Source organism: Novosphingobium sp. HR1a (assembly GCF_015594425.1).
GTDB lineage: Bacteria > Pseudomonadota > Alphaproteobacteria > Sphingomonadales > Sphingomonadaceae > Novosphingobium > Novosphingobium resinovorum_A.
Genome location: NZ_JABXWS010000023.1, coordinates 82339 through 105146, shown reverse-complemented (window position 1 = coordinate 105146; position 22808 = coordinate 82339). Strand labels below are relative to the sequence as shown.

Sequence of the window (22808 nt, the reverse complement as noted above, 5' to 3'; positions counted from 1 at the left end):
CGCCGCGTGCTGTTGTGTCCCTCCTCTCCCGCACTTCTCTGTGCAGTTCCCTGTTTACGGTGCGCCGTTGCTTTGACGGCAAGCATCCGCGATCGCGGCGGGGAATTCAGTCCCCCGCCGCTCCCTGTCTGGCCTTGAACCGGTCGAGCGAGCGCTCGAACCGGTCGAAGTTCATTTCCAGCCGTGCCTGCAGCGTGGCCTTCTCGTTCTTTGCGAGAAATGCCTTGCAGGACCCGGCCGTGAAATCCGTCGCGCACGGCGCCACCACTGCTCCGTAGCGGCGGTCCGCCCACAGGCTCGCGCCCGGTGCGAAGGAATATTCCAGGCTGTTGCGCGCCAGTTCCTTGAGGTCGGTGTAGTGCAGCCCCTGTTGCTGCACCGCGCGGACATGCTCGTTGGTCATGTCGGAACGCAGCACGCCCTCGTCGTCGGTGGAGAGCATCACCGGCACGCCCATCGAGCGGTAGAGGTGCAGCGGATGGACGCCGCCCTCCACGCCCAAGATTACAGCGTTGCTGGTGAGATTGATCTCCACCCCGATCCCGTCCCGCGCCATGCGGGCGAGGGTTTCGGGGGCGTTGACTTCATAGGCAATGTCGACGCCGTGGCCGATGCGCTTGGCACCCGAGGCGACGGCCTTGCCGATATGGTCCTCGAGATCCTTGGGCGGCACCAGACCGAGCGCGAGTTCGCCCGCGTGCATGGTGACGTTGACCTTGGGATACTTCGCTTCGAGGAAGCGGAACATCGCCATGTGCAGGTCGTAGTCGCGCAAGGCGACCGGATCGTCCTCGGGCATGACGATGTTGACGCCGACGAAGCGCGGGTCCTTGTCCGCCAGCACGAAGCCCGCGAGCATCGAGCGCCACACGACCTGCGGCGGCAACCCGCGCATGGCCGAGTAGATGTAGTGCATCGCCACGCCGCAGCCCGGATCGGCCGCCTTCGTGCCGCAGCCGAGGCGCTTCTTCGCGAAGGCTTCCTCCTCGTCCACTTCCGCGATAGCCGGCGCGACCAGCGCCTGAGCCGCCGGAAGGTCGCGCTTGTAGGCGGCGGCAATACCATCGACGCCCAGCGGAGCATCGGGCGCGGACAGCATGAATGGCGTCGTGCTGTCCGGATTGTGCATCAGTTCGACGTAGACGAGGTTGTTGCGGCCCGCGCTGGCGAAAGCGTCGGCCAGCCAGCGCGCGTCCTCTCCGTCCGCCGCAGGACCGAACTTGCGGAAGCTGGAGAAGAACTGGTTGTGGCCGGAGACCAGAGCCGGGCCGATGCCCTTCTGGAAGCCCCGCGTAGAGATCGCGTCGATCAGCTTCGCGTAAGTGAACGGGTCCTTCTCGGCCATCGGACCGATCTGGAGTTCGGCGGGACACGGCCCCGGCACGATGCGGGTGATCCCGGCGTCCGCGCACATGCCCTTGGCGGCGGCGACCTTGAGGAAGTCCTCCGCATAGACCGAACCGCCGAGGTGGTTGTGCAGATCGCCGCCCTTGGGCATCGCCTGCAGGAACACGCGCAGCCGCCCGGCATTGCCCGCCATTTCGTCGAGCATGGCAGACGCCGCCGCCTCGTCCGCATGCGCGGCCGGAGCCGCGAGCGGCAAGGCCAGCGTCGTCAGCAGGGTGGAAACGAGGCGCCTCACGGTACGGGGGCCTCCGGTACGGCGTTCTCGTATTTGTCCCAGTGCTTGAGCAGTTCGTGCACGACCGGCGCGCCGACGAGGTAATTCGCCTCGAACGCGGCCTTCTGGCCCGCGCCTTCGTTGGCGACGCTCTCAACCGCCGAGATGCCCGGAGGCGGCATCGAAGGGTTGGAGCCCGTGCGCAGCACCATGACACGGTTCGCATCGACCAGACCGTTCTTGGCCGCGATCAGGATCGAGCCCTGCTGGATCTGGCTTTCCATGTTGGTCATGGCGAAGCGGCCCTTGCCGCCGGTCCACAGTTTGACCCAATCGCGCGCCCACTGCGTGCGGCTCGGACCATGCCAGTAGCGCAGGCCGCCCAAGGTCTCGCCCATCAGCACGAACGGCGGCTTCTGCGCATTGGGCCAGCCCTTCCAGCGCGCGCGGTCGGCCTTAAGCTCCGGCGAATCGGGGATTTTCACGTCCTTGCTGAGACCATAGGCCCAGTAAGCGAGCCCCTGATTCAGCTCGGCCGACATCGACAGCTTGCGGGTGTCCGTGAAGCCGGCGAAGTCCTGGGTGGCTCCGGGCAGAGTGTTCGGCTTGTCGGCGCCGATCGCGAACAAGCCATAAGGCCAGTCCTTCGGTACTTCGCGGTCGTCGAACTCGCGCAGCTTGTCGCCGTCGACCACCCAGCGCGACCACGCTGCGCTGCCGACCGAGGCCAGCTGCGGATCGACGCCGGAGATGCCGGTGAACAGCCAGTACGTCTTCGTGAAATCGAAGCGCGGGTCCATCAGCAGCGCGGTCAGCTGGTCGGACACGCTGCCGATCATCGTGTCCGGGCTGCCCCAGACCATGCCATAAAGCCCGTCAGCATTGCGGCGCAGCGGGTGGAGCGTGCCCTTGACCGGGATCACCTCGTCGAGATGCTCGCGCTCGGCCCAGGCCTGGAATTCACCTGGGGCATCGCCCTTGTCCTCGCCCGGCTCGAACGTGGCGACGACGATGACCTTCACCGGAATCGGCGTGACCTTGGGAATTTCCGGCAAGGCAGGCTCCGCCGCTGCCGCAGCGACGGGCGCAAGCAGGCCCGCTGCTGCGGCAAGCGCCAGCGCACGCAAGGAAGCCCTCAAGGGGCGGCCGGATCGATAAGCAATCATTGTAACTAGAACCCCGAGAACGGGGGGCGCACCCGCGCAGGTTCGGTGGATTCACCCGGCACCGGCGCGCCCCCTTACCAAAAGTGCGGCTCCGGCGACCGACGATCCCCCTGTAGGGAGAGGATCGGGAAATCGCGTTCGTCGGATCGCACCTTCCGGTATTGCTAGCGGTGGTACGGCACAGGAGATAGTGCTAGCAAACGCAATGAATCCCACGGTCCGTTGCAAAAATTAGAGCAGGTCTAAAGTCGCCATGCCCGCCTTTTCCCGTTTTCTGCGCTATTTCATGGTCGTCGGCCGCCACGGTTCGATCCGCAAGGCCGCCGACGAACTCAATGTCTCGGCCTCCGCCATCGCCCGCCAGATCCTCAACGTCGAGGCGGAGATCGGCACACCCCTGTTCGAGCGTCTGCCCACCGGCCTGCGCCTGACGGCGGCGGGAGAGATCATGATGGCGGCGGGCAACCGCTGGCAGAAGAACATGCAGGACATCCGCGCGCAGATAGAGGACTTGCGCGGGCTCAAACGCGGTCACGTGGACTTCGCCATCATCGACGCGCTGGCCAAGGGCTACATTCCCTCGGTCGTCCGCTCGGTGCAGGAACGGTATCCGGGCATTACCGTCGGCGTGAAGGTTCAGGCCAACGACGAGGTGCGCAAAGCCGTCGCCAGCGGCGAGGTCGATTTCGGCATCCTGTTCGAACCGCACAGCTACCGCGACCTGACGGTACGCGCCTTCGTGGAAGTGGTTCTGGGCTTCATCACGCCGCCGGGGCACCCGCTGGGCGAACTGTCCGAGGCCCGCTTCTCCGCCGCCATCGGCGAGCCGCTGATCGTCCCGGCCGAAGTTCTGGCGATCAGCCAGCAGATCGCCGTCCTCGAAGGCACGACAGGCATGGACATGAGCCGGATCGCGACCTCCGACAACATCCAGATGATCGCCTCGCTGGTGCAGGCCGGGGCGGGCGTGGGTATCCTGTCCTCCCTCGACGTGATCACCGAAGTGCAAGCGGGCCAGGTGTCCTTCACCCGCATCTCCGACGCGCTGCTGCGGCCGATGACGCTGGCGCTCTGTACCAACTCCGCGCGCACCCCTTCCTATGCGGCCAGTCTCGTTCTGTCGGAGATCGAGAACGGGTTCGCGGGCCTCAGCTATGTGGAATCGATGCTCTCGACGGAAGAGAACGACGCATGATGCTGCTCACCCGGTTGCCCTTGCGCCATAGTGTCCCTATCGGCACACCTTTCCCGACATCGCCGGACAGGATTCGCTCCGCATGAGCCAGACCGAAGAACCGCAACTGCATTACCTCGAATACTACGAGGACTTCCTCGCCAAAGTCCGCGTGCTCTCGCGCAAGATCCGCGAAGGCGAATGGCAGCCCGAATTCATCATCGGCGTCGGCCGCGGCGGCCTCGTGCCGGCGGTCTACATCTCGCACCAGCTCGAAGTGCCGATGCTGTCGATCGACCACTCGGCCAAGGTTCCCGGCTTTGCCGACGAACTGCTCGGCAAGGTCGCAGGGATGACCGCCGAGGGCAAGCGCCTGCTCTTCGTCGACGACATCAACGACAGCGGCGGCACCATCGAGTACATCCGCAATCTGCTGGGCGACAACGGCTGCGATGCCGAAAACCTGCGCTTCGCGGTGCTGATCAACAACACCCGTTCCAAGGCCGTGGCCGAACTCTACGTCGACGCCATCGACCGTGACGAGGACAAGCGCTGGTTCGTGTTCCCGTGGGAATCGGTCGGCACCAAGGACGCCATCGTCGAGGAAGCGCGCTCGGTCCCCGAGAGGCTTGGCTGATCATGCGGATCTGCGTCTATCTCGGCTCCTCTGCGGGCGTTAATCCCCTGTATCGCGAAGCTGCGCACCAGTTCGGTACGCTGCTGGCCAAGCGCGGCATCGGCCTCGTCTACGGCGGCGGCATGGTCGGCCTGATGGGCGTGGTCGCGGACGCGGCCTGCGCGGCGGGCGGCGAAGTCATCGGCGTCATCCCCGAGGCCCTTCGCGCGCGCGAGCACGACCACCAGGGCATCACCGAGCTTCACGTCGTCAAGACCATGCACGAGCGCAAGGCGATGATGGCCAACCTCTCGGACGGTTTCGTCACCCTGCCCGGCGGCATCGGCACGTTCGAGGAAATGTTCGAGGCGTGGTGCTGGACGCAGCTCGGCTATCACAACAAGCCGGTGGGCCTGCTTGACGTGAACGGGTTCTACTCGGGGCTGGGCCAGTTCATCGACAACGTGGTGGAGGAAGGCTTCCTCCAGCCGCGCCACCGCGCGATGCTGATCGTCGAGAAGGACCCCGAGGCGATGATCGATCGGATCGTCAACTTCGTCCCGCCCGAAAACGAGCACTGGCTCGGCGCTCAGGACGTTTAGAGCCCGATTTACAACAACCCGGACAGGTCATCCCATATCGGATTGACCTGTTCTATCAATTCCAGTTTCCACTCTCGCCGCCAGGCCTTCAGCTGCTTTTCGCGCGCGATGGCCTCCTGAATGGAGCCATGCGGCTCGACCAGCACCAGCCGGTCGATACCGTAGCGCTGGCAAAAACGCGATCCGCGCCCTTCGTAATGCTGGTGCATCCGAACATGAATGTCGTTAGTGACGCCGACATAGAGCACGCCGAAGGGCCGGTTCGCCATGATGTAGCTGAAGCCGCCTTTTTCCATAGCGCGAAGCATGGCCAGGCTGGCGAGTGAGGATCAACCCGGTGGCGAAAGTTTAATCCTCGTCGTCCCGGACTTGATCCGGGACCGCTGGCCATCAACAGCCCACTTCGCTGCACGCGCTGCAAGCTCTCACCTAAAGACAGCCACCGGTCCCGGATCAAGTCCGGGACGACGGCAGGTTACCCTGCGGCGTAAGCCTCCAGCCGCTCGACATGCCGTGCGACCATCTCCTGCGGCAGGAAAGAGCCGGTGAAGCTGTTGCGCGCCAGCGTCACCAGGTCATCGCGCGAAAGCCCCCTCGCCTCGGCGACGGCCCGGTAGTTGTCCGCCACGTAGCCGCCGAAATAAGCCGGATCGTCGGAATTCACCGTAGCCTTCAAGCCCTCCGCCAGCATCCGGTCCAGCGGGTGATCGGCAAGGTCCTTCACCACGCAGAGCTTGAGGTTCGACAGCGGGCAGACCGTCAGCGTCATTCCCTCGGCTGCGAGGCGCGCAACCAGCGCTTCGTCCTCCAGCGCGCGGTTGCCGTGGTCGATGCGGTCGACGCCAAGCAGGTCCAGCGCCTCGTGGACGTAGGCGGGCGGGCCTTCCTCCCCGGCATGGGCGGTGATCTTCAGGCCCTTTTCGCGCGCCGCCGCGAAGACGCGGGCGAACTTGGCGGGCGGGTGGCCGACTTCCGAACTGTCGAGCCCCACCGCCGTGATCCTGCCCAGCCAGGGCTCGGCCATCTTCAGAGTGGCGAAGGCGGCCTCTTCCGGCAAATGGCGCAGGAACGAGAGAATAAGTTGCGACGTCAGGCCGAATTCGGCCTCGGCCGCCGCCATTGCCGACAACAGGCCCTCGATCACTTCGGCAAAGGGAATGCCGCGATCGGTGTGGGTCTGCGGATCGAACATGATCTCCGCATGGACAACGCCGTCCGCCGCAGCGCGCGTGAAGTACGCCATCGCGAGGTCATGGAAATCCGCGCGGGTGCGCAACACGTCGGCGCCCGCGTAATAGATGTCGAGAAAATCCTGCAGGTTCGAGAAGTCGTAGGCGGCGCGCACCTCCTCCACCGAGGCGTAAGGAATGGCGACATTGTTGCGCTGCGCCAGCGCGAACATCAGTTCGGGCTCGAGGCTGCCTTCGATGTGGAGGTGCAATTCGGCCTTGGGAAGGCCGGCGATGAACTGGGCAAGATCGGTCATGGTGTCCTTTTGTACGCGCATTCGCCCAGCAGGTAAGTACGGGAAATGGCGCGCTCGTCGCCGAGGATCTGGAGTGCGAAGAGCCGCGTGGCAAGGTCCGCGCCTTCTGTCCGTCGCTCCATCAGCGGCGTGGCGGCGCTGTCGAGCACGACGAAGTCGGCTTCCTGCCCCACTTCCAGCGCCCCCACGCGGTCGGCGATGTGCAGCAGCGAGGCGCTTCCCGCCGTGGCGAGATAGAGCGCGCGGAACGGATCGAGCCGGTCCTCGCGGGCCAGCGCGGCCTGGTAGGCGAGCCCGGCGGTGCGCAGCATCGAGAACGACGTGCCCGCCCCGACGTCGGTGCCCAGGCCCAGCCGCAGCGCGTGCCGGTCCGCCTGTCCGAAGTTGAAGTGTCCGGACCCAAGGAACAGGTTGGACGAAGGACAGACTGCCACGCCCGCGCCGCTCTCGTGCAGGCGCGTGCAGGCCCGGTCGGACAAGTGGATGCCGTGCGCGAAGACCGAGCGCGGCGTGACCAGTCCGAAGCGGTCGTAAGCATCGAGGTAGTCGGCGCTGTCCGGGAACCGCGCGGCGACGGCGGCGACTTCGTGGACGTTCTCCGACAAGTGCGTGTGCATCAGCACGTCGGGATGCTTGGCCAGAAGCGCGCCTGCGTCGGCCAGTTGCGCATCGCTGGAGGCGAGCGCGAAACGCGGGGTCACCGCGTAGCCCAGTCTGCCCCGCCCGCGCCAGCGCCGGATCAGCGCCTCGGTTTCGGCCCGTCCCGAAGCGACGGTATCCTGCAGGCCTTCGGGGCCGAGGTCCATCAGCACCTTGCCGGAAACGATGCGCATTCGCCGCTCCAGCGCGGCCTCGAACAGGGCATCGACCGACTGTTCGTGGACGGTGGGATAGACCAGCGCGCTGGTGGTTCCGTTGCGCAGCAGTTCGTCGAGGAAGAACGCCGCCACGGCATCGGCGTGGGCCTTGTCCGCGAACGCCTTTTCCGCCGGGAAGATGTGCTTGTCGAGCCAGTCGAGAAGCTGTTCCCCGTAGGAGGCGATGCGGTCGGTCTGGGGGTAATGGACGTGCGCGTCGATGAAGCCGGGCACGACGAGGCCGGGCAGCATTTCGACATCGGGATACTTGTCCGCGAGGTCCGGGTAAGCGCCGCGCGCGATGACCACGCCATCCTCGACGACGAGCAGGCCGTCGGGTTCATGGCGCACGGCATCGGGCGCGTCATGCGGGACCGAGAGCAGTTCGGCGCGATAAGCGCGGATCATGCCCGCGTCGTCCCGGACGTGATCCGGGACCGCTGGCCGTGAACAGCCCACTTTTCGGCCTGGCGCCTTGCCGATGCTTCGCGCTCAAGGACTACCACCGGTCCCGGATCACGTCCGGGACGACGATCGATATTCATCATTTTCCTCTCAATTGCAGCAGCTGCGCGCAGACCGCGATGGCGATCACGTCCGGCTCCTTGCCGGAGACGCCGGGCACGCCGATCGGCGCGGTGAGGCGGTCCAGTGCCTCCGGTGAAATGCCGTCCGCCGCCAGTCGCGACCGGAAACGGGAGATCTTGGTGGATGAGCCGATGAGGCCGACGAACGCCGCCAACTCGGCACGCCCCAGCGCCGCCAGCGTCAGGTGATAGTCCAGCGGATGGTCGTGCGTCAGGATCAGCATGGCCGCGTCGGCTGGAGCCTCGGCGACGCAGTGCGCGATGTCTTCCTCGGCCACCAGCGTCACACCGTCGATATGCGCCTGCTCGGGCCGGGTGTCGAACCACGCGAGTTGCAGCGGCAACCCGGTCATGTGACGAGCGATGGCCTGCCCGACATGGCCCGCACCGAACAGATAGACCGGGCGCGGCCGCTCGCCGACCGGCTCGACGATGCGGGCGCCGACCTCGGGCCTATCGCCGCGCGCGGATTGGCGGGTCGCGGTCTCGCGCTCGAACACGCGGCGGTCCAATGCATCTTGCGCAAAGCGGGTCGCCAGCATCCGGCCGGGCTCGGCATCATGCAGCCAGTCGAGCGCCCCGGTGTCGAGATGTTCTACCAGTACCCGCACCCGGCCACCGCAACATTGCCCCAACAGCGGGCCGAGCGGATAGTCCTGCACCCGCCACGAACCCGGCGCATGATCGAGGATCGCGCGCGCCTGCTCGACCGCGCGGTATTCCAGCTGGCCGCCGCCGATAGTCCCTTCCTGCCCCTGCGCAGTAACGAGCATCCGCGTACCCGCCCCGCGCGGAGCAGAGCCCTCACTGGCGAGCACGGACACCATCGCGGTCGGGACCGTCCGGTCCAGCCGCCGCAGCCAGCCGATCCACTGCGTCATGCCGAAAACGCCGCGATCGCCTTGAGGATACGCTCAGGCGTACAGGGCGCATCGAGCTGCGGCAACGCGCGCTTGCCGGGCACCGTCGCGGCAACGGCGCGGTTCAGCGCCGAGAAAACCGAGATCGCCAGCATGAACGGCGGCTCGCCCACCGCCTTGGAGCGGTTGATGGTCGGCTCGACGTTCTCGCCATCCCACAAGGTCACGGTGAAATGCGCGGGCCGGTCGGAGGCGGTGGGGATCTTGTACGTCGCGGGGCTGTGCGTCAGCAAGCGCCCCTTGGCATCCCACACGAGTTCCTCGGTCGTCAGCCAGCCCTGCCCCTGGATGAAGCCGCCCTCGATCTGGCCCTTGTCGATCACCGGGTTCAGCGAGCGGCCGACGTCGTGGATGATGTCGACGGCCAGCACCTTATGCTCGCCGGTCAGGGTATCGATCACGACCTCGCTCACTGCCGCGCCATAGGCGAAATAATAGAACGGACGCCCCCTGAAGACCGAGCGGTCGTATTCGATCCCCGGCGTCGCATAGTAGCCGGTCGAGGACAGCGACACGCGCCCGATATGCGCCTTGCGCGCGACTTGCGCGAAATCCAGCGTCTCCGCGCCGACGATCACGCCGCCGGGGGTGAAGTGCACCTCGCTTTCCTCCAAGCTGTAAGTGCGGGCGAGGAAATCCGTCAGCCGGTCGCGGATCGTCATCGCCGCGTTGTGTGCCGCCATGCCGTTGAGGTCCGCGCCGGAACTCGCCGCCGTGGCCGAGGTGTTGGGCACCTTGTCGGTGCGGGTCGCGGTGATGCGGATGATCTCCATCGGCACCGCGAAGACGTCCGCCACCACGCGCGCGACCTTGGTGTAGAGCCCCTGCCCCATCTCGGTGCCGCCGTGGTTCACCTGAATCGAACCGTCGGCATAGACGTGGATCAGCGCGCCGGCCTGATTGAGATGGGTCGTGGTGAAGCTGATGCCGAACTTCACCGGCGTCAGCGCGATGCCCTTCTTGAGCACGGGATTGGCGGCATTGAAAGCCTCGATCGCCTTCGCTCGCTCATCGTAGCGCGAAGTCGTTCGCAGCCGGGCGATGATCTGCGGGGCGACGTTGTCGGCGACGGTCATCGCGTAAGGGGTCGTCTCGCGCCCCGGACCGTAGAGGTTCAGCACCCGCACATCGAGCGGGTCGCGGCCCAGCGCCATCGCCACGTCGTCGATCACGCGCTCGATCGCCAGCATGCCCTGCGGCCCACCGAAGCCGCGGAAGGCGGTTGCCGAGACGGTGTTGGTCTTGAGGCGCTCCGAAATGACCTCGACGTCGGGAAGGAAGTAGCAGTTGTCCGAATGGAACATCGCGCGGTCGTTGATCGCCGGGGACAAGTCCACCGTCGCCCCGCACGCCGAGGCGAGGTGCAGCGACAGCCCCAGCAAGCGGCCCGCGTCGTCGAAGCCGACCTCGTAGGCGACATCGAAGGGATGGCGCTTGCCGGTCATGACCATGTCGTCGTCGCGATCGACGCGGAACTTGGCGGGGCGACCGGTCTTGCTGGCGACGAGCGCGGCGGCGGCGGCGAACAGCGCGGCCTGCGTCTCCTTGCCGCCGAACGCACCGCCCATGCGCCGCACCTCCACCGTCACGTCGGCGGACGATACGTGCAACATGTGCGCGACGAGGTGCTGGACCTCGCTCGGGTGCTGGGTGGAGCACAGGACGTGGACCTGCCCGTCCTCGCCCGGTGTCGCGACGGAGACTTGGCCCTCAAGGTAGAAATGGTCCTGTCCGCCCATGGCGAAGCGGCCCGAGAGGCGGTGAGGCGCGGCGTCCAGCGCGGCAGGAGCATCGCCCCGGGCCATGCGCTGCGCGGGCTCGATGTGCGATCCGGCAGCCTGCGCCTCGGCGACCGTGAGCGCGGCTGGGAGCGGTTCGTACGCGATGCGGCCGAGACGCGCGGCGATGCGGGCCGCGCGCTGGCTGGTCGCGGCCACGAGGAACACCGCCTGTCCGTGGGTGATGACTTCCCCATCGGCGAGCAACCGGTCGTCGCCAGCGACCGGGCTGACGTCGTTCGCGCCGGGAATGTCGGCGGCAGTATAGACCGCGACGACGCCGGGAGACGCGCGCACCTCGGACAAGTCCATCGAGACGATCCGCGCGCGCGCCTCGCTCGACTGGCCGAAGGCGAGGTGCAGCATGTCCGCAGGTTCGGTCAGATCGTCCGCATAGCGCGCCTCGCCCGCGACATGGAGCCGCGCGCTGTCGTGCGGGTGCGAGGGCTTGGGCAGCACCTTCCAGGCGGGATCGCGCTCAGCCATCGACAGCCTCCAGCACGGAAGTCGCGACACCCTGAGAGCGCAGCCAGAGACGGCGCAGCAAGTTCGCAGCGGCCTCGACGCGGTAGGCGGAAGAGCCGCGCACGTCGGTCAGCGGTTCGAAGTCCGCTTTCAGCGCTTCGGCAGCGGCGGTGAACGTGGCTTCGGCAAAAGGCTGGCCGATCAGCGCGGCCTCGCACGTGCCGGCCCGCTTTGGAGTCGCCGCCATGCCGCCGAACGCGGCGCGCGCCTCTTCGATCACGCCGTCCTCTACACGCAGCGCGAAGGCGCCGCAGACCGCCGAGATGTCGCTGTCGAACCGGCGCGAGAGCTTGGAAATCAGGATCACCGCATCCGCCGGAGGGCGCGGGATACGCACGGATTCGACGAACTCGCCAGGCTGCCGATCCTGCTTGCCGTAAGCGAGGAAGTAGTCCTCCAGCGCCATCGTCCGCCGCCCCGCCATGCTGCGCAGCGTAAGTTCGGCACCAAGCGCAATGAGCGCCGGAGGGCCATCGCCGATCGGCGAACCGTTGGCGATATTGCCCCCTATGGTCCCCGCGTTGCGTACCTGAAGCCCCCCGATGCGGCGCACGAGTTCGCCGAGGTCCGGGTGCAATCGAGCCATCGCCGCATGCGCATCGGCGTAACGCACGCCCGCACCGAGGGTCAGCGCATCGTCGCTTTCTTCGATCGCCGCGAGTTCGGCGATGCCGCCGAGGAAGATCACGGTGCCCAGATCGCGCAGGCCCTTGGTTACCCACAGGCCCACGTCGGTAGCCCCGGCCACCAAACGCGCGTCGGGATGTTCGGCCAGCAATACAGCGAGTTCATCGCAGGTGCGCGGCGCGAACCAGCGGCGGCCCCGCCACTCGCCCGAAGCGCTGCCCTCCAGCGCCTTGAGCGCGGCGATCACCCTCGTATCGTCCTGCTCGCAAGATCCGGCACCTTCCCCCGCCTCGATGATCGGACCATAGCCGGTGCAGCGGCACAAGTTGCCCGCGATCACTTCCTCTACCGGCAGATCGCAGCCGCGCGCGCCGATGGTGCGGCCGTGCAGCGACATGACGAAGCCCGGCGTGCAGAAGCCGCACTGCGAACTCCCGTTGCAGGCCATCGTCTCCTGCAAGGCATTGAGCGTGCCGGTATCGTTCTTGAGGCTTTCGACGGTCATAACCGCCTTGCCGTCCAGCATCGGCAGGAACTGGATGCAGGAATTGACCGCGCGCCATGCCACGCCCTCGCCTTCCAGCGCGCCGACCAGCACCGTGCAGGCGCCGCAGTCACCCTCGGCGCAGCCTTCCTTGGTCCCGGTGCGTCGCATCGTGTAGCGCAGGTGATCGAGCACCGTCGCGGTCGGATCGACCGCGTCCAGTTCGACCACTTCGCCATCAAGAAGGAAGCGCACCGGCACGTCAGCTGCCCCGGTAGGTGGAGTAGCCGAAAGGCGAGACCAGCAGCGGTACGTGGTAATGCGCATCGGGGTCGGCAATGCCGAAATCGATCGAGACATGGTCGAGGAACGGCGGCTCGGGCAGCTTGATCCCCTTGCCCCGGAAATAGGCGGCCACCGCGAAAGTCAGGCGATACGTGCCGGTCGGCAGCGCCGGGAGACCCGGGCAGCGGCCGTCGGCATTGGTCTCGCCGGTGAACAGGATCGTGCCCGACCCGGTTTCGAGACACAGGGAAATCCCCGTCGCGGGAGCGCCGTGTGTCGTATCGAGGACGTGCGTGGACAGACTGCTCATGCGACCGTCTCCTCCTCACGCGGCCACTGGCCGAGGAATTCGTGCTCGTCATAGTCGAGAAAGTCGGCCACCAGAGCCTCCCGGTCGTCGAGGAAGAGTTGGTCGGCCACGCCCTTGACCAGCCGGGGCAGCGCATTGTGCAGGCCCGACAGTGCCGAGGCGGAGAGCCCCAGGCTCACCAGCGCCGAATAGTTGAACGCGAACAATCCGTGCAGCGGCGCGCCGTCCACTCCATCGCGCGGCAGGAATTCGAAAGCGGTGCCGAGATAGGGGTGAGCATCGATGAGCGCATTGGGCTTGCCCGGAGGCGTCACGCGATCGGACCAGCGGGCGATGAGGTCGGCCACGTCCGCCAGTTCTGGACGCAGGCCGGGATCGCTGAGGAGGCCGGTGGAGACGACGACGAAGTCGAAGTCGTGATGCCCGTGCGGCGTCGTGACGCGCACCAACCCGTCATGTTCCTTCACGTCCAGCCAAGGCGCGCCGAGGTGCAGGGCAAAGCCGGGCCATGCCGCCGCACGCTCGAAGGTGTCGTTCGTCGGCGGCTGGTTGTGACCGAGGAAAGCGTCCATTGCCGCGTATTTGGTCTGATCGTCCAGCGCCGGGTAGCGAGCGGTGAAGCCGACGCGCTCCATGAAGCGGATCGGGTTGATGCGGGGCAGTTCCTTGCGGCGCATGAACACTTCCGCCGCCGCCACGCCCTGCGTCAGGGCGAAGTTGGCGTTGTCGAAGGCCGAGGCGCCGCCGCCCAGCACGCCGATGCGTTTGCCGTGCAGTGCCGCGAAGTCGATCGGCTCGCTGGTGTGCGCCCACAAGTGCCGGGGCAGGTTGTCGCGCACCATCGCCGGGGTGTGCCATTCGCCGCCGCCCTGGATGCCGGTGGCCAGCACCACCTTGCGCGCCAGCGCCACGCTGCCGTCAGAGAAGTGCAGGCAATGCACGCCATGCGCCGTGACCGGCTCGATCCGCTGGAGCTTCGCGCCGTTCTCCACCGGCAGGTCGAGCACGCGGCGATACCAGCGCAGATACTCCATCCAGTCGCCGCGCGCGATCTTGTCGACCGCCTGCCAGCCCGCCGCGCCGTGCTGCGCTTCCCACCATGCGCGGTAGGTCAGCGAGGGCACGCCGAAATCGATCGGGTTCAGATGCTTGGGCGTGCGCAGCGTGACCATGCGCGCATACGTTTCCCAGGGCCCTTCGAACCCGGCTTCGTTTTCGTCGAAGACGCGCACGTTGGTCACGCCTTCGCGCCTCAGGCCCAATGCGGCGGAGAGGCCGCACTGCCCCCCACCGATCACCGCGACATCGAGCACCGGCGCGCCCTCGACCGCGCGCCTACGCACCCATTCGGGGCGAGCGAAGCCGATCAACTCCAGCTCGCGGGCAAGCTGCGCCTCGAGCGCAGGAAGGCCGATCTTGTCAGTCATGTCATGTCTTCCAGGCGCAGGCGCACGATTTCGCCGATCTGCTCCAGCGCGGTCGCCACTTCGGTCTCGCGGTCGTTCGCGAGGCGGCGGTCCATCGCGGCGAGGATACCAGCCTTGTCGGTCAGGCGCACGCAGATGATGAAAGGGAAGTCGAACGCTGCGCGGTAAGCGGCGTTCAGGCGGTGGAACTCGGCATATTCCTCAGGGGTCAGGCGGTCGAGCCCGGCGCTGGCCTGCTCGGCGGTGCTGGCCTCGGTCAGGGTGCGGTCGATCGCGGCCTTGCCCGCCAGTTCCGGGTGGGCGCGGATCAGCGCGAGTTGCTCGTCCGGGCTGGCGGCATACAGGACCGCCATCAGATCGGCATGACGATCGCCGGAAGACGGCCGTGCGTCGGCGCGCTCTTCCACCCAGGGGCTGTGTTCGAACAGCGCGGTCACGATATGCTCCCCTCAAGGCTGACGTGAGCGGAAACGACCTTCCAGCCGTCCGCAAAGCGCACCCACGATTGCGTCTGGCGCCCCCGGCGGCCAGCAGCTTCAGGGGCGGAGCCTTCGCGGAAGAATTCGGCATCGGCGGTGGCGAAAGTATCGCCGTAAACGGTGATCGCGACCTTCCCCAGCTTGCGCTGCGGAGACCCGCCGCGTCCCTTTCGGAACGCGCGGATTGCCTCGATGCCATAGAGCACTTCGCCCACGCCGTAGCGGTTGGTGGTGGGCGCATCGTGGAACAGCGCGTCCATCGCCGGGATATCGTCCGCCATCAGCGCCGTCTCGTAGGCGTGGAAGGCGTGACTGACTTCGGCGAGGCGCACGGGGTCATTGATCCGCATGAGGATGCACCTCCATCCAGTGCCGGGCGATATCGATACGCCGCGCCACCCAGGCGTCGCCGCTGGCGGTGACATGGTCGAGGAACCGCGCCAGCCACCGCGCGCGGCCAGGCTTGCCGGCGATGCGAGCGTGAAGGCCGATCGACATCATCCTTCCGCCTTCTTCACAAAGCTGGTCGAAGGTGTCGCGCATGTGGCGGAAGAACTGCTCGCCCTCGGTGAAGCCGTTGAGCGCGACGATCTTCATGTCGTTGACGTCGAGGGTGTAGGGTACGATCAGCTGCGGTTTGCCGTATCGAGTGTCCCAGTAAGGCAGGTCGTCGGCGTAGCTGTCGGCATCGTAGAGGAACCTGCCCTCTTCGGCCACCAGCCGCGCGGTATTGGGCGAGGTCCGGCCCTGATACCAGCCGAACGGGCGCTGGCCGGTAAGCTTTTCGTGGAGCGCGATAGCCTCGGCGATGTGGGCGCGCTCAACCGCCTCGGGCTGGTACTGGTAGTCGATCCAGCGCAGGCCGTGGCTGGCGATCTCCCAGTCGGCCGCAAGCATCGCCGCGACCGCCTCGGGGTTCATTTCCATGGCCTTGGCTACGCCGAAGACCGTGACGGGCAGCCCGCGCTCGGTGAACAGGCGGTGGAGGCGCCAGAACCCGGCGCGGCTGCCGTATTCGTAGAGGCTCTCCATCGCCATCGCCCGGTCCGGGTGACTGCCCGCGCCGACCATTTCGGACAGGAACGCCTCTGAGCCCTTGTCGCCGTTCAGCACCGAGTTCTCGGCGCCTTCCTCGTAATTGACGACGAACTGCACTGCCACGCGCGCGCCGCCGGGCCACTGCGGGTCGGGCGGGTTCTGACCATAGCCGATGAGGTCGCGCGTCATGGATGCACCGTGGCACTGTGGTCCTTCGACAAGCTCAGGACGAGCGGAGAAAGGGTAAGCGGCATTGAGAAATTCCGCTCAGGCTGAGCTTGTCGAAGCCCATGCTGCACGCCCATCCTCATGCCTCCCACGCCGCGATGGCCGCCGGAACCGCCGCGCCCATCGGCAGCGCGAAGCCTTGCATCACCAGACACGATTCCAGCGCCGCCAGCGTCAGCAGCACCTTGTGCTTCATCGCGTTGTAACCCATCGCACCGATGCGCCAGATCTTGCCCTGCAAGGGACCGAAAGCGGTGCCTATCTCGATCTCGAACAGCTCGCGCATGGCCCCGCGCACGGCCTCGCCATCGACGCCCGCGGGGATGTACACGCCAGTCACGTTGGTCATGCGATAGCGGTCGTCGCCGAACACCGTCAGGCCCATCGCGCGCAGGCCCGCCGTCATCGCCCGGCCCGCCGAGGCATGGCGGGCATAGCGCGCCTCAAGCCCCTCGCCCAGCGCGATGCGCGCGCATTCGCGGGCGGCGTAGAGCATCGAAGTCGCCTCGGTGTGATGGTTCAAGCGCTTCTCGGACCAGTAGTCCATGATCATCGCGAGGTCGAAGTAGTTCGAGCCGATGCGCGGCCCGGCACCATCGACCGTTCCGGCGACGCGGATGCCCTGCTCGACATGACGGCGCTTGCCGATGTGCTCGGCGGCGCGGTCGGAGATCGTGATCGGGGCCGATCCCGAGGGGCCGCCGAGGCACTTCTGCAGGCCGCCGGTGACCACATCGACATCCCAGCGATCCGCCGCCAGTTCCATGCCGCCGATCGTTGCGGTGGCATCGACGTAGGACAGCGCGCCCGCCCGGCGGCACAGTTCTCCGAAGCCTTCCAGCGGCTGCGCCATCGTCGTCGAGGTGTCGCCGTGGATGGTCGCCACGATCTTGGGATGGCAACGGGCGATAGCCTCGGCGATGCGCTCCATCGGCACGACTTCGCCCCAGGGCGCCTCGACCGTCTCGATGATCGCGCCGATGCGCTGGAGGATTTCCGTCAGCAGCAGGCCGAAGCGGCCGAAGTTGACCACCAGCACCACGTCGCCCGGCGCGACGAGGCTGACCAGCGCCGCCTCTATCCCGGCGCGGGCGGTGCCGTCGACCAGCATCGTCCACTTGTTCTGCGTCCCGAAGATCGGGCGGTAGAGCGCCATGACCTGGTTCATGAACCCGGTCATCTCGGGATCGAACTGGCCGAGCAGGTCGGCGCTCATCGCCCGCAGCACGCGCGGGTGGGCATTGATCGGCCCCGGACCCATCAGCAGGCGCTGGGGCGGGTCGATTTCTCCAAAGAGCTGCGGATCAAGCGACAAAGGAATCTCCAAGGCGGTCTATGAAACCGAGCATTACCCGCAACGCGATCTCCGCATCGGCAGGCTCGACATGCTCGGCCGGATTGTGGCTGATGCCTTCGCGGCACCGGATGAACAGCATGACAGTGGGGCACAGCGCGGCCATGTTCATGGCATCGTGCCCGGCGCCCGACACCAGACGACGCACCGGCTGCCCGGCGGCTGCGAGCGCATCGTCCATCATGTCCATCAGCGCAGGGTCGCTGGGGCTGGCGGCAAGATCGTGGATCAGGCTGACGGCCAGTTCCAGCGCCCGCGCCTCGGCGATTTCCCCGATGCGGGCGAGGATCGCTTCGGCCACCGCGTTACGCCGTTCTTCCGCGCCCGAGCGAACGTCGATAGTGAAGCGGACCTCGCCGGGGATGACGTTGGGGGCGCCGGGCAGCGCCTCCAGCACGCCCACGGTGGCGACGACGTCGGAGTTGTCCGCGCGGGCGATCTGCTCCACCGCCAGCACCATAGCTGCCGCACCCGCCAGCGCATCGCGGCGCAGGCGCATCGTCGCGGTGCCCGCGTGCCCGGCCATGCCCTTGGCGGTGACGCGGTAGCGCAACTGCGCGGCGATGCCGGTGACGGTGCCGACCGCGAGGCCGTCCGCCTCCAGCACCGGCCCCTGCTCGATATGCGCCTCGAGGTAGGCCAGCGTGGTATCGGGCGAGCGGGCGGCAGTGAGATAGTCGGGCGTGGTGACCAGCGCCTCAGCCAGCGTCACGCCCGCCGTATCCGTGATATCGAGCGCGGCGGCATCGAGCGTCCCGGCCACCGCCCGGCTGGTCAGCATCGCGGCGGGAAAGCGCGATCCTTCCTCGTCCCCGAAGGCGTAGACCTCGATCGGGAACGGCAGTCTACGCCCTTCGGCATGGAGCGCGGCGACCGCCTCGATACCGAGCATGATGCCCAGCGGCCCGTCGTAAGGCCCTGCGTCACGCACGGAATCGAGGTGGCTCCCGATCACCAGCGCCGGGGCATGGCCGAGGTGGCCGTCATAGCGGCCCACCAGATTGGCGGCGGCGTCGACATGGACGCGCATGCCTGCGGCCTCCATCCACCGGCCCAGTTGCTCCTGCGCGGCGACATAAGCCGGAGTGAGGTAGGCGCGGAACAGGCCGCCCTCCATGTCGCTGTAAGGCGCTATCCGCAAGGCATCGCACCGTGCGACAGCGCGGGTGCCACCGGGGATGTCGAGGGCGGTCATGCGATTGTCTCGGCATGGAGGAGAAGACAGTGCCCGGGCTTCGACAAGCTCAGCCTGAGCGGGGTGGAGGAAATGCCGACAGGTTTGACACACTCCGCCCAAATCCCGCTCAGGCTGAGCTTGTCGAAGCCCCCAAGGCGAAGCGCAAAGCTCACCATCCGGCTGCCTGGCCATCGCTGCGGGGGTCGGATGCGCCCTCGAACGAACCGCCTGCAAGGCGCACCACCGCACCCGCATGCCCCATCGTCGCGGTCAGCCCACCGACGCGCTCGACATCGTGCCCGGCCTCGGCCAGCTGGCCGTAAAGCGCCTCGTCGAAACCGTCCTCCAGCTTGAGCGAGGTCGTGACGTCCCCCCAGGTCCGGCCGAGCAGCCAGCGCGGGGCGCTGATCGCGTCCTGGAGGTCCATGCCGAAGCGGGCGTAGCGGCTGAACAGCGCGGCCTGCGTCTGCGGCTGGCCCTCGCCGCCCATCGTGCCGTAGGCCATGATGCGCCCATCGTCGAACACGGCCAGCGCGGGGTTGAGCGTGTGGAACGGCTTGCGCCCGGGCTGCAGGGCATTCCAGCCGCTCTCCGCCAGCCGGAACGAGCTGCCCCGGTTCTGCCAGGTGATACCGGTCTGCGGCAGCACGAGGCCCGAGCCGAACTCGAAATAGGTGGACTGGATGCACGACACCACCCGGCCCTCGGCATCGGCGGCGCCGAACCAGCAGGTATCGCCCCACTGCGGCGGCTGCGGCCATTCCAGCGCCTTGGCCGGGTCGATCCGCGCGGCGAGGTCGTCCAGCGCGGCGGGGTCGGAGAGCAGCGCCTGAAAGTCGAAGTCCGTATACGCCGGGTCGCCGACATGCACGTCGCGCAGCAGGAACGCCTGCTTGGTCGCCTCGACAAGGCCATGGACGTGGTCGAAGCCTTCGGGGGCATCGGCCTTGAGCCGGTCGAACAACGCCAGGATCAGCAGCGAGGCAAAGCCCTGCGTCGGCGGCGTCGCGTTGTAGAGCGTCGCACCGCCGACGCGCGTATACAGCGGGTCCGGCCGGGTCGCCGTGTGCGCGGCGAGGTCTGCGGCGGAAACCGGGCTGCCTAGCGCCTCCAGATCGGCGGCGATCAAAGCGGCCAGTTCGCCGGTGTAGAAGTCCTGCAGCCCGTTCGCAGCCAGCTTGCGCAAGGTCTCCGCCAACGCAGGGAGACGCAGCGTGTCGCCCTCGGCCAACGGGCGGCCTTCCGGCTCGAAGGTCGCGGCGTAGGCGCCGGGCTGTCCGCGCAGTTCGTCGCCCTTCCCTGCCGCGATGGCTGCGCCGCCCTTCGTCACCGTCACGCCGTTCTGGGCATGGGTGATCGCATCGCGCAGCAGCCGCTCAAGCGGCAAGGTGCAGTAATCTGCCTCCAGCGCCGCCGCCCAGCCGGAGATCGTCCCCGACACCGTATTCGCCGCCAGAGGCCCGCGCGTCGGCACCGCCTCCAGCCCGGCATAGAGCGACAGGTCGGCCGTCGCCGCCGCGCCGCCGCAGCCGTGGATCGAGTGCACGGTGCCGTCCGGCTCGCGAATCACCCAGAAGCCGTCGCCGCCGATCGCGGTCATGTGCGGGTAGACGACGGCCAGCGTCGCGGCGATGGCGACGCACGCCTCCACCGCACTGCCGCCGTCGGCAAGCACGTCGCGGCCCGCCTGCGCGGCGAGGAAGTGCGGCGCGGTGGCGATGCCGTTGCGGACGGTTACGGTCTGCATAAAACCTCTCAGTCCGGAAGCGCCGCCACGAAGGCGCGCACCACGTGGGCGGAGTTCACCGAGGCGAGGCGCTCGTAGGTGTCCTCCATGTTCTTGTGCTTGTCGCCGCCCGCAAGGTCCGACAAGGATCGGAACACGATTGTCGGCACCTGGTTGGCATAGGCGACTTGGGCCACCGCCCCACTCTCCATGTCGAGCACGCGGGCGTGCCACGCCTTGTAGAGATACTCTCGGAACTCGGCATTGTCGGCATAGACCCCTGCGCTGACGCCCGTGCCGCCGACGACAACCTTGGGCGGCTTGGCGAGACACAGTTCGCTGCCGGGAAGCTGGTGCTGCGAAGGCGGCACGCAGCGTTCCATCGCGATCGTCGGCGCGACCTTGCGCGCGAGGTCCAGCAGCGCCGGGTCCATCGCGAAGGTGAAGAACCGCTTCGACGGGGTCGCCGCATTAGGCACCGTCACGCCGCGCGGGAAGATGAAGTTCCAGTTGCCCGGCGCCTCGGGCGAGACGGCTTCAGGCGATTTCCAGCCCTTGCGGCCCGCCTTGCGCGCGAAGTTGACTTCCAGGTACTGGCCCCAGTCTTCCGCCACGATGACGTCGCCGATCGTCAGTGACGGATCGACACCGCCCGCGATGCCTGAAAAGACGATGCGCTTCACGGTGAAGCGGTCAATCACCAGCTGGGTGTTCATCGCCGCGTTCACCATCGACACGCCGCTCTGCATCAGCAGCACCGGTTTGCCCTCCAGCGTACCGGTCAGGTAAGTCGAGCCGTTGAGGCTATATTCCTTCCGCTCGCTCACGGCATGGACCAGCGCGTTCCATTCGGGCTGATAGGCCGTCATTACCAGGGTACGGGGGGTGAGGTCCAGCCGCTCGTCCGCCATCGCAGGCGCAGCGAGGCACAGGGCGACGAGTGCAAGAGCCGAGGCGATGACGGCGCGCATCAGGCGCCGCCCATCCACACGAAGCGGGCGACGAACAGCAGCGCCAGCACCAGCAGGAAGCCGTCCTTCTTCGTGATCGTCCCGCGTACGATCTTGAGCACGGCGTGGGCGGTGATGCCGAAGGCGAGCCCATTGGCGATCGAAAACGTCAGCGGGATCATCGCCACCGTCAGGAACGCGGGGATCGCCGCCAGCGGGTCCTCCCATTCCACTTCGGTCAGCGGCAGCAGCATCAGGCCGCCGACGATGATGAGCGCGGGCGCGGTCGCGGCCAGCGGGATCACCTGCGCGTAAGGCGCGACGAACATCATTGCCAGGAACAGCACGCCGGTGACCACCGAAGTCAGGCCCGTGCGGCCGCCGACCTGCACGCCCGCGGCGCTCTCGACATAGCTGGTGACGGTGCTGGTGCCCGCCATCGAGCCGACCATCGTGGCGACAGCGTCGGTCACGAGGATGCGGTTGAGACCCGGAATGCGTCCTGCCGCGTCCATCAGCCCGGCACGTTTGGTGACGGCGACGAGGGTGCCGATGTTGTCGAACAGGTCGACGAAGAGGAAGACGAACAGGATCTCCAGCAGGCCGAGGCCATGCTTGCCGGAAAGCCCGAAGACGCCCGCAAGATCGAGCTGGAACGCGGTCCCGGTCAGCGCGGAGAGCGAGTAAGGCTCGGGGCTGATCGAGACCATGCCCGCGATCCAGCCGACCACGGTGGTGGCGAGGATGCCGATCAGCATCGCCCCGCGCACGTTCCACACCGACAGCGCGCCGATCACCAGCAGGCCGAACAGCGCCAGCGCCGCTCCGGGCGCCTTCAGGTCGCCAAGCGCCACGAACGTCGCCGGATTGGCAACGACGATGCCGGAATCCTTGAGGCCGATGAAGCCGATGAACAGGCCGATGCCACCCGCCACCGCCGCGAAGAGATACTGCGGGATCGAGGTGACGATCAGCTGGCGGATGCCCGTCAGCGTCAGCAGCAGGAATGCCACGCCCGAGATGAACACGCAGCCCAGCGCCACTGGCCAGGGCACGCCCATCTGCTGCACGACGGTGAAGCTGAAATAGGCGTTCAGCCCCATGCCCGGCGCCAGCGCCAGCGGGGTGTTGGCCACGAAGCCCATCAGGATCGAGGCGAAGGCCGCCGCAAAGCACGTCGCCGCCGCCACCGAGGCGACCGGCATGCCCGCGCTGCCCAGGATCGCCGGGTTGACCAGCACGATGTAGGCCATTGTCAGGAACGTGGTCATGCCCGCCAGCACTTCCGTGCGCGCGGTGGTGCCGCGCGCGGTCAGCGAGAAGTAGCGGTCCAGTTTGCCCGAAGGCACGACCTCCGGTGCATCGATGGTGGTTGCGGTCTGCGTCACGCC

The 22808-nt window shown here is 67.2% G+C and carries 21 protein-coding genes; 3 read left to right on the top strand and 18 right to left on the bottom strand.

Annotated elements, in window-relative coordinates; genetic code table 11:
* Positions 1-106 precede the first annotated feature (106 nt).
* Both HWN72_RS04175 and HWN72_RS04170 read right to left on the bottom strand, forming a co-directional pair.
* Positions 107-1642, bottom strand: a complete 1536-nt coding sequence (locus HWN72_RS04175) for an adenosine deaminase (protein WP_069707418.1) — start codon at positions 1640-1642, stop codon at positions 107-109.
* Positions 1639-2748, bottom strand: a complete 1110-nt coding sequence (locus tag HWN72_RS04170; RefSeq protein ID WP_197524411.1) for a purine nucleoside permease — start codon at positions 2746-2748, stop codon at positions 1639-1641. The genes HWN72_RS04175 and HWN72_RS04170 overlap by 4 nt, the downstream gene beginning before the upstream one ends.
* Positions 2749-3040: 292 nt before the next feature.
* Between HWN72_RS04170 and HWN72_RS04165 the strand changes: the two genes are divergently transcribed.
* From HWN72_RS04165 to HWN72_RS04155, 3 genes are all read left to right on the top strand, one after another.
* Positions 3041-3982: a LysR family transcriptional regulator gene (locus tag HWN72_RS04165; RefSeq protein WP_008832235.1), complete on the top strand. Its 942-nt coding sequence runs from the start codon at positions 3041-3043 to the stop codon at positions 3980-3982.
* 82 nt (positions 3983-4064) lie between these two features.
* A complete protein-coding gene (locus HWN72_RS04160) occupies positions 4065-4598 on the top strand; it encodes a phosphoribosyltransferase (RefSeq protein WP_036522491.1) in 534 nt (177 codons plus the stop codon).
* Between the two features lie 2 nt (positions 4599-4600).
* A complete protein-coding gene (locus tag HWN72_RS04155) occupies positions 4601-5179 on the top strand; it encodes a TIGR00730 family Rossman fold protein (RefSeq protein WP_008832237.1) in 579 nt (192 codons plus the stop codon).
* 8 nt (positions 5180-5187) lie between these two features.
* Here HWN72_RS04155 and HWN72_RS04150 read toward each other — a convergent pair whose 3' ends face one another.
* The 16 genes from HWN72_RS04150 to HWN72_RS04075 all read right to left on the bottom strand — a co-directional run bounded on the left by HWN72_RS04150 (position 5188) and on the right by HWN72_RS04075 (position 22805).
* Entirely contained in the window at positions 5188-5475 is a 288-nt protein-coding gene (locus HWN72_RS04150; protein ID WP_008832238.1) for a GIY-YIG nuclease family protein, read from the bottom strand.
* A gap of 179 nt (positions 5476-5654) precedes the next feature.
* Positions 5655-6665: an adenosine deaminase gene (locus HWN72_RS04145; protein WP_069709099.1), complete on the bottom strand. Its 1011-nt coding sequence runs from the start codon at positions 6663-6665 to the stop codon at positions 5655-5657.
* Complete coding sequence (gene guaD, locus HWN72_RS04140) at positions 6662-7930, bottom strand: guanine deaminase (RefSeq protein ID WP_008832240.1); 1269 nt, start codon at positions 7928-7930, stop codon at positions 6662-6664. The genes HWN72_RS04145 and guaD overlap by 4 nt, the downstream gene beginning before the upstream one ends.
* Positions 7931-8066: 136 nt before the next feature.
* A complete protein-coding gene (xdhC, locus tag HWN72_RS04135) occupies positions 8067-8990 on the bottom strand; it encodes a xanthine dehydrogenase accessory protein XdhC (protein WP_069707415.1) in 924 nt (307 codons plus the stop codon).
* Positions 8987-11293, bottom strand: a complete 2307-nt coding sequence (xdhB, locus tag HWN72_RS04130) for a xanthine dehydrogenase molybdopterin binding subunit (RefSeq protein WP_069707414.1) — start codon at positions 11291-11293, stop codon at positions 8987-8989. Before xdhB ends, xdhC begins: the two co-directional genes overlap by 4 nt.
* Positions 11286-12770 (bottom strand): xanthine dehydrogenase small subunit, encoded by a 1485-nt coding sequence (gene xdhA / locus HWN72_RS04125; protein WP_248005803.1) that lies wholly within the window; start codon positions 12768-12770, stop codon positions 11286-11288. The genes xdhB and xdhA overlap by 8 nt, the downstream gene beginning before the upstream one ends.
* A complete protein-coding gene (uraH, locus tag HWN72_RS04120) occupies positions 12706-13038 on the bottom strand; it encodes a hydroxyisourate hydrolase (RefSeq protein WP_008832244.1) in 333 nt (110 codons plus the stop codon). The genes xdhA and uraH overlap by 65 nt, the downstream gene beginning before the upstream one ends.
* Positions 13035-14465, bottom strand: a complete 1431-nt coding sequence (locus HWN72_RS04115; RefSeq protein WP_008832245.1) for an FAD/NAD(P)-binding protein — start codon at positions 14463-14465, stop codon at positions 13035-13037. The genes uraH and HWN72_RS04115 overlap by 4 nt, the downstream gene beginning before the upstream one ends.
* Positions 14462-14902, bottom strand: coding sequence for a 2-oxo-4-hydroxy-4-carboxy-5-ureidoimidazoline decarboxylase (gene uraD, locus HWN72_RS04110; protein ID WP_069707412.1), 441 nt, complete (start codon positions 14900-14902; stop codon positions 14462-14464). Before uraD ends, HWN72_RS04115 begins: the two co-directional genes overlap by 4 nt.
* Positions 14899-15294: an oxalurate catabolism protein HpxZ gene (hpxZ, locus tag HWN72_RS04105; RefSeq protein WP_211149934.1), complete on the bottom strand. Its 396-nt coding sequence runs from the start codon at positions 15292-15294 to the stop codon at positions 14899-14901. Before hpxZ ends, uraD begins: the two co-directional genes overlap by 4 nt.
* On the bottom strand, positions 15281-16171 hold the full coding sequence (gene puuE / locus HWN72_RS04100) for an allantoinase PuuE (RefSeq protein ID WP_211149933.1): 891 nt from the start codon (positions 16169-16171) through the stop codon (positions 15281-15283). The genes hpxZ and puuE overlap by 14 nt, the downstream gene beginning before the upstream one ends.
* Before the next feature lie 118 nt (positions 16172-16289).
* Complete coding sequence (locus HWN72_RS04095) at positions 16290-17471, bottom strand: alanine--glyoxylate aminotransferase family protein (RefSeq protein WP_211149941.1); 1182 nt, start codon at positions 17469-17471, stop codon at positions 16290-16292.
* Between the two features lie 43 nt (positions 17472-17514).
* Positions 17515-18759: an allantoate amidohydrolase gene (locus HWN72_RS04090; protein ID WP_211149932.1), complete on the bottom strand. Its 1245-nt coding sequence runs from the start codon at positions 18757-18759 to the stop codon at positions 17515-17517.
* A 151-nt stretch (positions 18760-18910) separates the two neighbouring features.
* Complete coding sequence (locus HWN72_RS04085) at positions 18911-20488, bottom strand: gamma-glutamyltransferase family protein (RefSeq protein WP_211149931.1); 1578 nt, start codon at positions 20486-20488, stop codon at positions 18911-18913.
* 8 nt (positions 20489-20496) lie between these two features.
* Complete coding sequence (locus HWN72_RS04080; RefSeq protein WP_211149930.1) at positions 20497-21438, bottom strand: 5'-methylthioadenosine/S-adenosylhomocysteine nucleosidase; 942 nt, start codon at positions 21436-21438, stop codon at positions 20497-20499.
* Positions 21438-22805 (bottom strand): NCS2 family permease, encoded by a 1368-nt coding sequence (locus HWN72_RS04075; RefSeq protein WP_069707407.1) that lies wholly within the window; start codon positions 22803-22805, stop codon positions 21438-21440. The genes HWN72_RS04080 and HWN72_RS04075 overlap by 1 nt, the downstream gene beginning before the upstream one ends.
* Between the last annotated feature and the right edge of the window lie 3 nt (positions 22806-22808).